Source organism: Secundilactobacillus pentosiphilus, assembly GCF_002217985.1.
Lineage (GTDB): Bacteria > Bacillota > Bacilli > Lactobacillales > Lactobacillaceae > Secundilactobacillus > Secundilactobacillus pentosiphilus.
In genome coordinates, this window is the sequence record NZ_BCMI01000003.1 from 122,586 (window position 1) to 137,452 (window position 14,867).

At 47.7% G+C, this 14,867-nt stretch carries 12 protein-coding genes; 11 read left to right on the top strand and 1 reads right to left on the bottom strand.

Annotation, left to right across the window (positions count from 1 at the left end; all coding sequences use genetic code 11):
• The first annotated feature begins 37 nt into the window (after window positions 1–37).
• Window positions 38–1,159 (top strand): non-hydrolyzing UDP-N-acetylglucosamine 2-epimerase, encoded by a 1,122-nt coding sequence (gene wecB / locus CES81_RS02520; RefSeq protein ID WP_089120542.1) that lies wholly within the window; start codon window positions 38–40, stop codon window positions 1,157–1,159.
• A gap of 9 nt (window positions 1,160–1,168) precedes the next feature.
• Entirely contained in the window at window positions 1,169–2,113 is a 945-nt protein-coding gene (locus CES81_RS02525) for a YihY/virulence factor BrkB family protein (RefSeq protein ID WP_089120543.1), read from the top strand.
• On the opposite strand, the gene CES81_RS02530 is transcribed toward CES81_RS02525, so the two are convergent.
• Window positions 2,114–2,560, bottom strand: a complete 447-nt coding sequence (locus CES81_RS02530) for a flavodoxin (protein ID WP_089120544.1) — start codon at window positions 2,558–2,560, stop codon at window positions 2,114–2,116. It abuts the gene before it with no gap.
• A 70-nt stretch (window positions 2,561–2,630) separates the two neighbouring features.
• On the opposite strand from CES81_RS02530, the gene recX reads away from it, so the two are divergent.
• The 9 genes from recX (at window position 2,631) to CES81_RS02575 (ending at window position 14,864) form a co-directional block, all read left to right on the top strand.
• Window positions 2,631–3,455 (top strand): recombination regulator RecX, encoded by an 825-nt coding sequence (recX, locus tag CES81_RS02535; protein WP_089120545.1) that lies wholly within the window; start codon window positions 2,631–2,633, stop codon window positions 3,453–3,455.
• A 94-nt stretch (window positions 3,456–3,549) separates the two neighbouring features.
• The gene (gene ntdP / locus CES81_RS02540; RefSeq protein WP_089088744.1) at window positions 3,550–4,098 is read left to right on the top strand and encodes a nucleoside tri-diphosphate phosphatase; all 549 of its coding nucleotides are present in this window, start codon (window positions 3,550–3,552) and stop codon (window positions 4,096–4,098) included.
• A 115-nt stretch (window positions 4,099–4,213) separates the two neighbouring features.
• Window positions 4,214–5,359, top strand: coding sequence for an AI-2E family transporter (locus CES81_RS02545; RefSeq protein ID WP_089088743.1), 1,146 nt, complete (start codon window positions 4,214–4,216; stop codon window positions 5,357–5,359).
• A 124-nt stretch (window positions 5,360–5,483) separates the two neighbouring features.
• Window positions 5,484–5,894 carry a glycerol-3-phosphate cytidylyltransferase gene (gene tagD / locus CES81_RS02550; protein ID WP_089088742.1) on the top strand — a complete coding sequence of 137 codons (411 nt, stop codon included), beginning with the start codon at window positions 5,484–5,486 and terminating at the stop codon, window positions 5,892–5,894.
• A 79-nt stretch (window positions 5,895–5,973) separates the two neighbouring features.
• Complete coding sequence (locus CES81_RS02555; RefSeq protein ID WP_089120546.1) at window positions 5,974–6,810, top strand: hypothetical protein; 837 nt, start codon at window positions 5,974–5,976, stop codon at window positions 6,808–6,810.
• Window positions 6,811–6,825: 15 nt separating this feature from the next.
• Window positions 6,826–8,850 carry a CDP-glycerol glycerophosphotransferase family protein gene (locus CES81_RS02560; RefSeq protein WP_089120547.1) on the top strand — a complete coding sequence of 675 codons (2,025 nt, stop codon included), beginning with the start codon at window positions 6,826–6,828 and terminating at the stop codon, window positions 8,848–8,850.
• A gap of 26 nt (window positions 8,851–8,876) precedes the next feature.
• Window positions 8,877–10,445, top strand: coding sequence for a peptide chain release factor 3 (locus tag CES81_RS02565; RefSeq protein ID WP_089120548.1), 1,569 nt, complete (start codon window positions 8,877–8,879; stop codon window positions 10,443–10,445).
• 179 nt (window positions 10,446–10,624) lie between these two features.
• The gene (locus CES81_RS02570) at window positions 10,625–12,046 is read left to right on the top strand and encodes a C69 family dipeptidase (protein ID WP_089120549.1); all 1,422 of its coding nucleotides are present in this window, start codon (window positions 10,625–10,627) and stop codon (window positions 12,044–12,046) included.
• Between the two features lie 178 nt (window positions 12,047–12,224).
• Entirely contained in the window at window positions 12,225–14,864 is a 2,640-nt protein-coding gene (locus CES81_RS02575) for a cation-translocating P-type ATPase (RefSeq protein WP_225356329.1), read from the top strand.
• Window positions 14,865–14,867 lie beyond the last annotated feature (3 nt).

Consider the following 14,867-nt stretch of genomic DNA (forward strand, 5'->3'; position numbering starts at 1 on the left):
TATAAAAACGGCAATTCATCACTTGGGAGAATTTAAAATGACTAAACCAATTAAAGTAATGACAGTTTTCGGTACCCGGCCAGAAGCCATTAAAATGGCACCGATTGTGTTAAGAATGCAACGTGATAGAGACCATTTTACACCGATTACGGTTGTGACCGCCCAACACCGGGAAATGTTAGACCAAGTTTTAGACATTTTTAAAATTAAACCGGATTATGATCTCAACATTATGAAACCTAATCAGACACTGGCACAGATCACTAGCCGAGTCTTAGTTCACCTGGACAGCGTGATTGATGACGTTAAACCGGACATCATTTTGGTCCACGGCGATACCACGACCACTTTCGCGGCCAGTGTCAGTGCGTTTTATCACCAGGTACCGCTCGGCCACGTTGAAGCGGGGTTACGGACGTGGGACAAGTACTCGCCTTATCCGGAGGAAATGAACCGCCAGCTGACCGATATTTTAAGCGATTACTACTTTGCACCAACGTCGTTGAGCCGGGAAAACCTGCTGAAGCAAAATCATCCTGACGACCGGATCTTTATCACCGGTAATACCGCCATTGACGCGCTGCAGCAAACGGTTGACGAAGATTACCATCACGCTGTGTTAGACCAAATTGACGACCAGCACCGGATCATCTTACTGACGATGCACCGGCGGGAAAATCAGGGAGAGCCTATGAAGCGGGTCTTCCGGGCGATTCGCCAAGTGATTGCCGAACACCCCGATGTTGAACTGGTTTATCCGGTACACCTCAGTCCAGCTGTACAGAAAGTGGCTAAAGCTGAGCTGGGTAATACCGATCGAATTCATTTAATTGAGCCGTTAGACGTCGTCGACTTTCATAATCTGGCTGCCCGCAGCTACCTGATCATGACTGATTCCGGCGGCGTGCAGGAAGAAGCACCATCTCTGGGCAAGCCCGTGCTGGTCTTAAGGGACGAAACAGAGCGGCCGGAGGGTGTCAAGGCGGGGACCTTAAAGTTAGTCGGAACTGACCCCCAAGTTGTAACAGAGGCCATGGAGACCTTACTGACGGATAAGCGGGCTTACCGTCAAATGGCTGACGCCAAGAATCCGTACGGTGACGGGCACGCTTCAGAACGTATCTTAAAGGCAATTCAAGACCACCAGCAGCAACTGTGAGGTTAAATCATGCAAACAGGTTTTAAAGAATTCATCAAGCAGCTTATCCGCCGCTTCGCGCAAGCCAATATCAATGATTCAGCGGCGGTCCTGTCATACTATATGCTGCTGTCGATCTTCCCAATCATGTTGATTGCTGGAAACTTAATTTCGTTTTTACATTTTAATACGAACAACGTGCTGCGGTATATTGAGCCGGTGTTGCCGGACCCGGTCTACCAAACACTTGCCCCAATTATTCGTTCGTTTCTGGAGCAGGGCAGTACCGGGACCCTGTCGTTAGGTATTATTGTGACCATCTGGTCGGCAGGGCGTGCCGTGGCCGCCTTTCAGCGCAGTATTAATTTAGCTTATGGCATTGAGCAGCCTAACGCGATTATTAGCCGTTTCTTTTCCTTTATCTTGATTATTTTAGTCATTATCTCGATTATGGCGATCGGCGTTCTCTTTAGTTTAAGCGAGTGGTTAGGCAGGTATCTCAAGCCGTGGCTGAATATCTCGAATCATTTGACGGATTTCATCGGCAGTTTAAGGTGGCCCATTTCGTTTTTGGTCATTTTTTTGCTCAGCGGCCTTTTATACATGGTCGTTCCTTCCGCCAAAGTTAAACTGCGCTACGTCTGGATCGGCGCCTTTATAACCACTATCGGCTGGTTGATCCTGGCGCAAGGCTTCTCGATTTATATCCGTTACTTTGCGCGTAACATTACGGGGTATCAAACCCTTGGAACGTTCATTATTTTACTGATTTGGATGAATATTTCCGGTATTATTCTGCTAGCCGGGGGCGTCATTAACGCCACGGTCCAAGAGTGGCGGCAGGGTGAAATCGAAGAATTGGATATTATGCAAAACATTGTTGATCAGGCCAGGGTGACCCATCATAAACGGCAAACAAAAAGAAGGTCGGCTTCTAACGGAAAAAAGAAGCGGCCTTCTGGTAAAAACAAGTGATTATTTAGCTTGATCGACTAACTTTTGGGCGAAGTCATCTAAGGTTTTGATGTCGGCGTCTTCGGGCTCCAAGTTGATTTTGACGTTGTCAGCACCCTGTGTTGCACCGGCAGCCTTGAGCTTTTTGCCGTAGGCGTCTACCGCGACACAGAAGTCGTCGCCGTAGAAGGTGTCACCAGATCCGGCAACGCCGTAGACTTTGCCGGATAAATCAACGTCTTCCAGGTCATCGTAGAAGTCCATGCCCTCTTCAGGCAGTTCGCCTTCGTCGTAAGTGTACGGACAAACCACGCAGATATCGACGTCTTCGAAAGAGTCGGCGTCAGTTTGAGAAATTTCGGATTCCGTGACGTCGACACCTAATTGTTCTAATTTTTCAGTAATAATATCGGCAATATCTTCGTTATTACCGGTGATGGTTGCAAACACAACGTGTGCAGTTGCCATTGAAGTCGCCCCTATTCTTAAGTATGAATTACCTTCAGTATATCAAACTAGCAAGGGAGTGTGAAATGACATGGCAGGGGATTCGTCAACAAAATTGGAAATTACCAAAATCGAGGCTCAAAAGCGGGCGGGCCGTTATAACGTGTACGTGAACGGACATTACGCTTTTCCCGTCAGCGAAGACGTCTTGATTCGCTACCGCTTGCTGAAGGGCACTGAACTGACGGCGGATATGATCAAGACGCTGGAATCAGCAGATGATCAGTCTAAGGCCTATGAGTTGGCACTGAACTACCTGTCCTATCAGCAGCGTACCGAAAAGGAACTCAGTGATTACCTCGTCAAAAAAGAGGTGCCGGAAACCACGGTTGCACCGGTAATGGCCCGCTTGATCGACGATAAGCTGCTGGACGACGAACATTACGCACACAGCTATGTACGAACCATGAAACGGACCAGTGATAAGGGGCCTAGTGTGATTCGCCGTCAGCTGAAGCAGCGCGGGGTCAAGGATGAACTCATTGATAACGCGTTAGCTGAGGATTATCAGCCAAACGAACAGCTGGAGCGCCTCTCTGAGCTGGTTAAAAAGTTAAAGCGCCAGTACCAAAAACTGACCCCCAAAATCCAGCGGCAGAAAGTTCAGCAGCGGCTGGTCGAAAAAGGCTTTTCCTTCGATTTGGTTGGCCAAGCACTGGCTGAGACCAGCTTCGAAATGGACAGTGAAACTGAACTGGCGCTGCTATCTTCACAAGCCGAGAAGCTTTGGCGCCGTTATCATGCCAAGCCGGAGCGCGAACGGCAGCTGAAAATTCGTCAGTCCTTGTACCGCAAGGGTTTTAGTGGCGACTTGATTTCCCGATGGCTTGAGCAGAAGGCCGAAGAAGAGTCTTAACAGGGTTAACCATTGTGTTGGTGAATTGGGTTTGCTATAATAGGGGGCGAATTTAATTAATCATACCCGACACTTTGGAAAGTAGGGTTTAAATATGGCGCGCGAAGCTAGAGGACCTAAGGAAGGCGACTTCATTACGATCAAAAGCTACAAGCACGACGGAAGTTTGCATCGAACTTGGCGCGATACAATGGTACTTAAAACAAGCGAAAATGCCCTCATCGGCTGCAATGACCATACCCTGGTGATTGAAGATGATGGGCGGCGATGGGTCACTCGTGAACCGGCAATTGTTTATTTTCATAAACACTATTGGTTTAATGTTGTTGCGATGATTCGGGATAATGGGGTTTCTTACTACTGTAACCTGGCAACCCCCTATGTTTTGGATAAAGAAGCATTAAAGTATATAGATTATGATTTGGACGTGAAGGTTTTCCCTGACGGTGAAAAACGGTTGCTGGATATTGACGAGTATGAGGTGTTTAGTCGTCGTTGGCAGTATCCGCCTGAAATTGACAAGATTTTGAAAGCAAACGTCCTGATTTTGGTTGATTGGATCAATAACCGGAAGGGACCGTTTTCGAAAGAATACGTTGATTTATGGTACTCACGCTATCTCGAGCTCTCTCGTCACAAGTAATGGAGTTGCGTTGTAAATAAAAGCGGGGTTGGCCAAACAAGCCGACCCCGCTTTTTGTGTGTCTTTAGATATGATAGAATGATAACAATTCACGTCGTTCGAAGGGGGCATTGGGATGTTTAATCAGTTGCAGCGGTCAAAGCTGTTGTTTTGGTCACTGGAAATTCTGGTGGTGGCCACATTAATTTGGGTCTGTACCAAGTTAGGCTTTCTCTTTGCGCCGATCGGTACCTTCTTTCGAACGGTATTCATGCCGATCCTGTTGGCCGGCATTTTATACTACATGTTCAATCCAATCGTCAAACTGCTGCAAAAAGTAAGAATTGGCCGCTTCCGTTTAAACCGGACTTGGTCAGTAGCAGTTTTGTTTTTGGCACTGTTTGGTATCTTAGCCGGTGGCTTATTCTGGCTGGTGCCGAGGTTGATCCAGCAAGTGGCTACGCTGGTTGATAACGTACCCCACATTGTTCGCATCATCCAGGGAACGCTGAATCATTTGAACCGCCGCTTAAGTCAGTACGACTGGTTAAAAAACGTGGATTTTCAGTCCTATGCGTCCCAGTTGGAACACGGCCTGTCCAACTATGCTAAGACTTTCATGACGGGGTTAACGAACAGCGTTGGTACGGTGATCGGTATGGCAACCAGCGTGACGATCGTAGCGATTACCGTCCCGGTGATGCTGTTTTACATGTTGAAGGACGGCCAGAAATTAATGCCGGCTTTGCGACGGCTGCTGCCCGAAAAACAGGCTGATCAAACCATGAATATTTTGTCTCAAATGAGCCAGACGCTGTCGCACTATATCGGTGGACAAGTGATCGAGTGCCTGTTCGTCATGACGTTTACGTCGATCGGGTTTACGCTGGTCGGCTTGAAGTACGGGTTGCTGCTGGGAATCTTTGCTGGGATGTGTAATATTATTCCCTACGTTGGGCCGTATATTGGGGTTTTGCCCGCAGTCATTGTGGCCATTAGCAGCGGCTTGCCGGAGGTGATTTCAGTTCTGATCGTCACGGTGGTCGTTCAGCAAATTGACGGTAATTTTGTTTATCCTAACGTCATCGGCCGGACACTCAAAATTCATCCGCTGACGATCATTGTGATCTTGATGGTGGCGGGTAACATTGCTGGCTTGATGGGCATGATTTTAGGGGTGCCGCTTTACGCAGTGGTCAAAGTCATTGTCGAAAACATCTACCATATCTGGCGGCTGCAAAGCGAGCATCGAAACGGGGGCAAGGTGCATCCGCCATCTTAAACCTAAATGATTCCGTAAATCAGCCGATAATTACTTGATGGGCAGTTTGTTTGTGTTAAAATTTATGATATTATAGTCGAGTTAGGAAAGACGATTTAAATTCATAGTTAAGCAGGAGATTTAAATGAAAAAAGTAATTACGTATGGAACCTTTGATTTATTGCATAAAGGACATGTACGACTCTTAAAGCGGGCACGCGCGCTTGGTGATCATCTGACCGTTTGTTTATCGTCAGACGAATTCAATGCGATTAAGGGCAAAAAAGCATATACGTCATATGAAGACCGGAAGTATATTCTGGAAGCTATCCGCTACGTGGACGAAGTTATTCCCGAAAAGAATTGGGACCAAAAGATTCACGATGTTCAGGAAAACAACATCGATATCTTTGTGATGGGCGACGATTGGAAGGGCAAGTTTGATTTCTTGAAGGATTACTGCCAAGTCATCTACTTACCTCGGACAGAGGGGATTTCAACCACTAAGATCAAGGAAGATTTGGGTCTTAAAGCCGGCCTTGACTGGAAAGAATAATCAGTTGAATGTAACGACAAATATCCCCAGTTGCGACTAGGGATATTTTATTGCAATTTAAAGTGAGGTTAATGTCGTCATGAAACAAGCAATTTTTTGGGTCACGTCTTTGGCTGGATTAAGGAAGCTGACCTTTAAACAAAAGGTGAAATCGTTGATGAATGATCAAGTTCAAGTAACCATCATTTTGGCGATGATCCGGTTTAATCATTATGAAGTAGCGCGTCATCTGATTGAAGCACAGTTTCAAAGAAGCCAGCTGCTGCAGCTCAATATTGTTTCGCTTGCTGATTTAATGGCCGATGCGCCAGGCATTGAAGTTGCCAGTGAAGAACAGTTTAAAACGGATTTTGAAGCGTTACCGTCGCACCGGTTTGATGCTGTTGATGACACGCAGCAGACAATTGTGCGCTATATTAAAGGTGGCGAAATTACCGCGGAAGTCAGTGAAGATCTTAACCAAAATCCGCTGTTAAAAACGCGGTTTAACAATCATCAGCCCGTGCAGTCTGCCGTCTACGCAGCTGGCAAGCAGTTTGGCATTATCAGCTATCAAGAAGGTGAACTGGCACAAGCATTGCTCTTAAACCGGCAAGGTCAGCTAGTGACCCGGTTTATCCGCCATACTAAGCCCGTGAGCTACGTTTACACCATGGGTCGGACTTCCAAGTTGGCGTTTACGGAGTTGGTCTCAGAAACCGATAAGGGGCAGCACGTGATTTATCAGGATTCAGAAGTTCGATCCTATTACGAAGTTGTCAGCTATCAAGATTATGACCGGTTTGACAGCGTTTATTCATTTTACGCCAGTTTGTTGGAAAAGGTGGCTGGTGCTGATTCTGGTTTATTTATCGATCTGAATGACAATCCGAAATTGACGCCGTACTTACCGCAACAGTTGATCTTTAATTACTAAGGAGTGTCGCTAGTTTTGCGTGCAATATTATCTGGGTTACACCAAAAAAAGAAAAAACAAGAATTAGAATTTGAACTTATCGACGTTCCCGGCTCCTTTGATAATCTGAGAGTGATGTTTTTGGAAACGAGCACGTTAGCTTCGGTGACGGTGCCAGTTCAACGGGTCTTTGACAACAATTTGATCCGCATTCAAATTGATCCCGACCAACTGCAGTTTGAGGCGTTTGGTCAAAGCGAATTTGCCTGGCAGCTGTTTTTAGCGTTTAATACCGCCGATGAACAGGTGATCTTACAGGTGGAGTCTGAGTATTTGAGCGACCGTCACCAGTTATCGCTGACCAGTTATTATCAGGTCAATTCGGATGCTGATGGCATGGCTGTCTTTAATATTCATACGCAGCAGCCGGAAGACCAGTTTACCATCAACTCCGTTAACTTAACGGATGATGCACTGAGTATTACCGGCTATAACCGAATCAACGGCCAAGCTATCAAGGATCAAAAAATCATTTTAAAGACTCAGGAATCGGGGGGCAAGTTGGCTTACCCGACTTCAGCGGGGACTTTGAAAACGTTGTTTACCGCAAATATTCCGCTAACGGATCTGCCGTCTGATTCCGTTGAAGACTTGTACATTCAGTATACGGTCGGGACACGGGAAATCGAACAGCGTATCATTTTGACACGTTCGCTAGAAGGCCAAATGACGCAAACCATCCTGCCGGGCAGCCGAATGGTCTTAATTGAAAAAAATATCAATAATGGCATCGTCATCAAAGAGTTCCCAGCGCCTTCCCTGGGTGAAAAGGTGGCTGCTTTGCCGCAAAAACTGCAGGGCGTGGTGGACTTGGGTCGGACGATTCAAGATAAGCTTAACTTACAAAGAATGCGCTGGCTCTTTAAATCGGGACACCGGCCATATGAACAGCCGACGATCGTGTTTGAAAGTTTTGGCGGCCGGCAAGTCAGTGACAGTCCGTACGCGATTTACCGCTTATTTACTGAACTGTACCCGGGCTTTACGTTTGTCTGGTCAATTGACCGTTCACTAAAGAAGTTCTGTAAACAAAATCAGATTCCCTACGTGGTTCGTCGGACTTCAAAATGGGTCCGGACCCTGGAGAAGAGTTCTTATTGGATCAGTAATGCCCGCTTCCCGGCTTGGGTCAAAAAGCCGTCTTACGTGACTTATATCCAGACTTGGCACGGTACGCCGCTGAAGAAACTGGGCCTGGACATTGAAAACGTGGCCATGCCAGGCACCACGACCACGAAGTATCACGACAACTTCGTGAAGGAAGCTAACCGTTGGGACGCCTTGGTTTCACCTAACGACTACTCCACTCAGATCTTCCGTTCAGCCTTCGGGTTTAATAATCAAATCTTAAAGGTCGGGTATCCGCGAAACGATGAATTGATCAACACGGCACCCGAAGACATTAAGACACTGAAGGAACAAATGGGGATCCCACTGGACAAAAAGGTGGTGCTATACGCACCAACGTACCGTGATAATCAGTTTGCTGAAAAGGGGAAGTACACCTTCGAGCTGCCGTTTAGTCTGGATGATTTCAGAAAACAGTTCGGGGAGGACACCGTCCTGATTTTGCGGATGCACTATTTGATTGCCAACGCCATGGATATTAGTGACTACACGGACTTCGTTTACGATTTCTCAAGTTACCCGAATATTTCTGACCTGTACTTGGTATCGGATATGCTGGTCACGGATTACTCGTCCGTTTTCTTCGACTATGCTTACTTGAAGCGGCCAATCCTCTTTTATCCATACGATTATCATTTGTATAAAGACGAACTGCGTGGGTTCTACCTTGATTACGAAAAAGACCTTCCAGGACAAATTGCCAATAGTGAAAGCCAGCTGCTTTTAGGCATTGCCGATTGTCTTAAACACCCTGATATGAGTGAAGACACGAAGTTTATGAAATTCTATAACCGGTTTTGTTCCATCGATGACGGCCTGAGTTCACTCAAAGTAGTGAACTACGTCGTTCATCAGATTGAAAAGAACGGTTAATGTCAATTCTGGAAAGGAATAGTGCTATGACATTATCACAAGACGTGGCAAAACGACGCACGTTTGCCATCATCTCTCACCCTGATGCGGGTAAGACGACCATTACCGAACAGCTGTTACTGTTTGGTGGTGTTGTGCGTCAAGCGGGGACGGTTAAAGCTAAGAAGAGCGGCAACTTCGCTAAATCCGACTGGATGGAAATTGAACAAAAACGTGGTATTTCCGTTACGAGTTCCGTGATGCAGTTTGATTACGAGGGGAAACGGATCAATATCCTGGACACCCCTGGACACGAAGACTTCTCTGAAGATACTTACCGGACCTTAATGGCGGTTGACTCCGCTGTCATGGTCATCGACTCCGCAAAGGGGATCGAACCGCAAACTAAAAAACTGTTTAAGATTTGTAAAATGCGGGGGATCCCGATTTTTACTTTCATGAATAAGTTAGACCGTGATTCTCGCGACCCCATGGACTTGATCTCCGAACTAGAAGAAGTCCTCGGTATCGAAGGCTACCCAATGAACTGGCCGATCGGTATGGGTAAAGAGTTGAAGGGCCTTTATGACCGGTTTGATAACCGGGTGGCGTTATTCCACCCGAAAGAGGACGGCACCACTTATTTGCCGCTAGACGAAAACGGCGACATTGATGATGCTGAACCGCTGAAAACCAACTCCTGGTATGAAGATGCCAGGGAGAACATGGAACTGATCGAAGACGCTGGTAACCAATTTGACGAAGCCAAGATTGCCAGCGGGGATCAGACCCCCGTGTTCTTTGGCTCAGCCTTAGCCAACTTTGGTGTTAAAACCTTTTTGGAAACGTACTTGAAGTTTGCGCCGCAACCGGCTGCTCATCGAACTGAAAGCAACCAGGACGTGGAACCAACCGATAGTGAGTTTTCCGGATTTGTGTTTAAGATTCAAGCGAACATGAACCCTAAGCACCGTGATCGAATCGCCTTTGTGCGGATCTGTTCGGGCTTGTTTCAGCGCGGGATGGACGTCACTTTGGGTCGAACCGGTCAAACGATGCGGCTGTCCAACGTGACCGAGTTTATGGCTGATACCAGGGAAAACGTGGAAACCGCGGTGGCTGGTGATATCATCGGCCTTTATGATACGGGAAACTACCAAATCGGCGACACCATTTATACCGGTAAGCAAAAGCTGCAGTTCGAAAAACTGCCGCAATTTACCCCTGAACTCTTTGTGCGGGTCACTGCTAAGAACGTGATGAAGCAAAAATCGTTCCATAAAGGGATCCAGCAACTGGTTCAAGAAGGTGCCATCCAGCTGTATACTTCGTATTCGACGGGTGACTACATCCTCGGGGCCGTTGGTCAACTTCAATTTGAAGTATTCCAGTTCCGTATGAAAAACGAATATAATTCTGACGTTGTGATGGAACCCATGGGCCACAAGATTGCCCGTTGGATCGACCCGGAGCAGCTTGATGAACGGATGTCGTCCAGCAGAAACCTGCTGGTGAAAGATTTAGCCGGCGAGCCGTTATTCTTATTTGAAAATCAATTTGCGGAACGCTGGTTTACCGACAAGTATCCTGACGTGAAGTTAACCGCAAAGCTGTAAAGAAATTTGAGTTCAATGACTATTTTAAAAATTCTGATCATCAGTTATTGGCTGGTGATCAGAATTTTTGACTTTAGGTCAGCAGGCACACTTTCTTTGAGGACGTGCAGAAGGTCCTGTTTCGTGAGTAAATGAATTGCGCTATACTAAGAAGGAATAAAATTTAAAGGAGCAATAAAATGACACATCTTTCAGCCTGTACTTCAGTCTTAGTTGGTAAAAACGCCTCAATCGATGGTTCGGTGATGATTGCCCGGAATGACGATACGTTTCTGCCATTAACACCGCAACGTTTTTACATGCATCAACCAGCAGAAAACGCGGGCAAAATTTTACAGTCTACCCAAAACGGTTTTGAAGCACCGCTGCCGGAAAACGCTGTTTCTTATCAGGCAACGCCTAACGTAGAAGTCGATAAAGTGGGCCTTTACGAGGAAAGCGGCATCAACGCGCGCAACGTTGCCATGAGTGCGACTGAAAGTGTTTATGGCAATCCCAACGCACTGGCATTTGACCCGTTAGTTGCGGATGGTATGGCTGAAGACACGATGCAGACCATGGTGCTGCCGGTGATCACTAGTGCCCGGAACGGTGTAAAAGTGCTAGGCGACTTGGTTAAAAAGTACGGTTCACCCGAAGGCAACGGCGTTTTGTTTGCCGATAAAGATGAAGCCTGGTATATGGAAATCGTGACGGGACACCACTGGGTGGCGCAGCGGATTCCAGACGATGCGTTTGTGATCACCGCCAATCAAGTGGCCATTCAGTCAGTTGACTTTGACGACCCGGATAACTTTATGTATTCCGATGGCATTCAAAAATTTGTGACTGAACACCGGTTGAACCCCGATCAATCCGGCTGGAACTTCCGTCATATCTTTGGCACCAGCACCGAAAAAGACCGGCATTACAACACACCGCGGGTCTGGTACGGCCAGCATTACTTGATGCCTGAAGTTGAGCAGTCGCCAACTTCGTCAGAGCTGCCGTTTATTTGTCACGCTAACCGGAAAATCAGCGTGGCCGATATTAGTTTTATTCTCGGGTCACACTACAACGAGACCGACTATGATCCGTTAGGCAATGGGCCGGCAGAACTGAAAACGAAGTTCCGGCCAATTTCCATGAACCGGACTCAGAACTCACACGTTCTGCAGCTGAGAAACAACGTGCCCGAAGCACAGTCGGCAATGATGTGGCTCTGCTTTGGCGTGCCGGCGTTCAGTCCGTACGTGCCGTTCTTTGCTAACGCCAACGATACTGATCCGTCCTACGTTAACACCCCGGTTCACGCGGACCAGGAGAGTGCCTACTGGATGTACCGCAAACTGTCGGTGCTGGTTGAATCGCATTACGCTGAATTTGTACAGGATGACCGCGATTATTTAACGGCTAGTTGGGAAATCTTCATGCAGCACGTTGCTAAAACCGATGAAGTTGCCCGTCAGCTTTCCGGTGAAGAACTGACGACTTACCTGACTCAGCAAAACTACCTGATCGTCTCGGAGATGAAGTCCAGAACAACCAAGCTGATGAACAATTTGTTTGAGCAAGGCTTAGGACTCTCAAAATTGACTTTTAATATGGATGTTAATTTGTAAATTAAAAATAGCGCCGCTTCTTGGATAATCTAAGAAGCGGCGCTATTTTAATTGATAAACTCACAAAAAGTTCTAATACTAATCATAATTAATTCATGGCATCTGTGAAGTGCTTTCGATACACTAAGAGTAGAGATTAACCGGCTAGCGCCTACGGAAAGGATTGCTGATTATGACAATGAAAAATTCTGAGAGGGACCACCGGCAACTAGAAAATGCGTTCAATACCAATCTAACTAGCGGCCTTACTGCAACGGAAGCTAAACGGCGGCAAAGCGCAGGCCGCAACGTGCTGCAAGAGGAGAAGCCGCCGACTATTTTTCAAAAAGTATGGCGGCACTTGTCCGATGTCGCTTCCTTAGTCCTGTTATTTGCAGTGGCCTTATCGACCTACCTGGCGATTGCGGCTGATGGCGGCTGGACCAAGACCATTGTGATCGGCAGCATATTAGTCATCAACGTCTTGATTGGCATGTATCAGGAACACAGTGCTGAGAAATCGCTGGCGGCGTTAAAAAAGATGAACGTTCACGAAGTCACCGTCATTCGGGACGGTCAGTCTCAAGTAATCGACGCCGCTGATTTGGTGGTCGGTGACGTGGTGTCATTGTCAGGTGGGAACCAAATCCCAGCTGACGGACGGCTGGTTGAAGCAGCTGATTTGCGGATCGATGAAGCAGTGCTCACTGGTGAAAGTGAACCGGTCAAAAAAATCGCTGAACCGGTGGCAGAAGCCGATGAAATCGGTGACCGGATCAACGAGGTGTTTTCAGGAACGGGCGTGACGCAGGGGACTGGGCAAATGGTGGTGACGGCCATCGGAATGGATACGGCCATCGGCAGTATTGCTGGGATGTTAAACCGAACCAAAGCGCGTACTACGCCGCTGCAGAAGCGGCTGAATCAACTATCCGGCCGGTTAACAGCCGTAGCGGTGGTCGGCGGGCTCATCATTACAATTCTGGGGCTCTTTTTCCAGGGCGAACCCCTAACGGATGCGTTAATGATCGGTGTTTCCCTTGCGGTAGCTGCGGTACCGGAAACCTTGCCGATTATCGTCACCATCAGTTTATCTCACGGCGTTGGCGTTATGGCTAAACAGCATGCTATTATGCGCCGGGTGGACGCGGTTGAAACCATTGGCGGCGTGAACGTGATTGCTTCGGATAAAACGGGAACGCTGACTCAAAATCAGATGACGGTCACCCAGGTTTGGTCAGTGTTTGATTCAGAACCAACGTTGGTGGGTGCTGAGCCGCTGCAGGAGCAGACCAAAACGTTAATGCAGTTAATGGGACTGGCGACTAACGCGACCCGTGAACGGGTAAATGATGAATGGGCCGAAATTGGCGACTCCACCGAATTGGCAATCGTTCGCTGGTTAGCGGCGGACAAACTGACCAGGGCAGACTTTGAAAAACAGGCTCCCCGTGTGGCAGAAGATCCGTTCAATTCCACAAAAAAGACCATGGCGACACTGCATCAACTGCCGGATGGCCGGGCACTGCTGATCGTGAAGGGCGCCATCGACCACCTGCCGGTCGAACTGTCAGTGACGGAGCAGGCGAAAACCAAACGGGTGCATGATCAGTTTGCCCACGATGCGCTACGGGTGCTTGCTGTGGGTTACAAATACTTTGATACTATGCCGGAAACGCCAATTGAAGACTTGCAGCACGACTTAGTCTTCGCTGGTCTCATTGGCATGATCGATCCGCCAAGGGAAACGGCAATTGCGGCAGTTTCACAAGCAGCCGAAGCGGGCATTCGCACCGTGATGATTACCGGAGACCACCTTGAAACCGCTAAGGCAATCGCCAAACAAATTGGTATTTTGCGCCCGGGCGACCAGGTGGTGACGGGTGCCGCGTTACGACAGTTAAGTGATCAGCAACTGGCTGATCAGATCGAAAGTATCAGTGTGTACGCCCGGGTTTCACCGGAAGATAAGATCCGCATCGTTAACGCTTGGCAAGAACAGGGTGCTACGGTGGCGATGACCGGGGATGGCGTCAACGATGCGCCAGCGCTGAAAGCAGCCGATGTTGGGGTCGCTATGGGGATCACCGGAACGGAAGTCTCTAAAAATGCCAGTGACATGATTTTAACGGATGATAATTTTGAAACCATCGTTGCCGCGGTTTCAACTGGCCGGGCAGTTTACCAAAATATTTTGAAGGCCGTGGAATTTCTGATCGGAGTCAATTTTGCCCAAATATTTTTGATGATCTTCGCGGTTGGTATTGGCTGGGGAGCACCGCTGATTGCTGAACAGCTGTTGCTGATCAACGTGTTAGCGGATGGTATCCCGGGCTTCTATCTCAGTCGTGAACCAGCGGAACCGCAGAATATGAAGCGGCCGCCGATCAGTCGCAAGACCAGTATTTTTGCGGATGGTTTAGGTCAGCGGGTAGCGGTTCGAACAACGACCTTCATTGTTTTAACGTTAGGTATCTACAGTTTGGGCCGGTTCGGACTTGCCAGTAATGATCCGTCAATTGGCATGACCATGCTGTTCTTTACACTGGCGTTAGGATCGATGATTGATATCTATCCGATCAAGCAGCGTGCACCTTTATCCTGGCAAGGACTTCGCAATAATCAAGCGTTAAATGCGGGTGTTGTGCTGGCTGCTGGATTGGTTGCCAGTACTGCCGTGATTCCCTGGTTACGAGATGCATTTCAGCTGACCGCCTTATCAGCAACGCATTGGCTGGTGATCCTCATTGCCATCTTCATCCCTAGCTGTGTGCTTGAAATCAATAAGCGATTGAAACGCGTTCGCTTTAAACAGCCAATGGTGCTGGATGAAGAATAACTG

Bases quoted from the DNA above. Each gene is read 5' to 3' on its own strand.
- wecB (WP_089120542.1), top strand. From the start codon at position 38: ATGACTAAACCAATTAAAGTAATGACAGTTTTCGGTACCCGGCCAGAA.
- CES81_RS02525 (WP_089120543.1), top strand. From the start codon at position 1,169: ATGCAAACAGGTTTTAAAGAATTCATCAAGCAGCTTATCCGCCGCTTC.
- CES81_RS02530 (WP_089120544.1), bottom strand. From the start codon at position 2,560: ATGGCAACTGCACACGTTGTGTTTGCAACCATCACCGGTAATAACGAA.
- recX (WP_089120545.1), top strand. From the start codon at position 2,631: ATGGCAGGGGATTCGTCAACAAAATTGGAAATTACCAAAATCGAGGCT.
- ntdP (WP_089088744.1), top strand. From the start codon at position 3,550: ATGGCGCGCGAAGCTAGAGGACCTAAGGAAGGCGACTTCATTACGATC.
- CES81_RS02545 (WP_089088743.1), top strand. From the start codon at position 4,214: ATGTTTAATCAGTTGCAGCGGTCAAAGCTGTTGTTTTGGTCACTGGAA.
- tagD (WP_089088742.1), top strand. From the start codon at position 5,484: ATGAAAAAAGTAATTACGTATGGAACCTTTGATTTATTGCATAAAGGA.
- CES81_RS02555 (WP_089120546.1), top strand. From the start codon at position 5,974: ATGAAACAAGCAATTTTTTGGGTCACGTCTTTGGCTGGATTAAGGAAG.
- CES81_RS02565 (WP_089120548.1), top strand. From the start codon at position 8,877: ATGACATTATCACAAGACGTGGCAAAACGACGCACGTTTGCCATCATC.
- CES81_RS02570 (WP_089120549.1), top strand. From the start codon at position 10,625: ATGACACATCTTTCAGCCTGTACTTCAGTCTTAGTTGGTAAAAACGCC.
- CES81_RS02575 (WP_225356329.1), top strand. From the start codon at position 12,225: ATGAAAAATTCTGAGAGGGACCACCGGCAACTAGAAAATGCGTTCAAT.